Below are 514 nucleotides of genomic sequence, written 5' to 3' on the forward strand. Positions count from 1 at the left end.
TTATGTGGCGTTCATGACTTTCATTCTTATTATGTCTTCTGTTACAATGGTGTTGGCAGTTGATGCAGGACATAAGATGCAGAAGAAGAAAACAACTTGGTATATGTTCCTTACCGTTCTTGGTGGACTTATATTTATTGGTTCGCAAGCATGGGAGTGGGCTACCTTTATTAAGGGAGATTATGGAGCGTTGGAAACTAAGGGCGGACGTATTGTTCAGTTCCAAGCTGCCGATACCGGTGAGCGTTTAGCACTTAAGGATTTTGCCAAGACCATTCCAAGTGAGCGTGTAAATCACGAACGCAAAAATGGTGTTTGGTACTATGGAGAAAAGGAATTGCCTAGCTATAGTCTCAATGAAGTAATCGAGGGAGTAAAAGCAGATCCTAATGTAGTAGTCCGTGTAGAAAAGCTTAACGAAAGAGGGGAGAAGACAGTCCTATCTAGGGAAGACAGCCTTAAGAAGCTAGATGAAACGGTAGCGGTAGTAGAAGGTGCAAACCTAATTCACAAC

The 514-nt window shown here is 42.4% G+C and carries 1 pseudogene; it reads left to right on the forward strand.

Annotated features, from left to right (window positions below):
• Positions 1–514: pseudogene (locus tag F1E73_RS17335) on the forward strand (cytochrome c oxidase subunit 3); the annotation flags it as partial.

Origin of the sequence: Arenibacter lacus, assembly GCF_008711145.1 — a bacterium.
Taxonomy (GTDB): Bacteria; Bacteroidota; Bacteroidia; order Flavobacteriales; family Flavobacteriaceae; genus Arenibacter; species Arenibacter amylolyticus.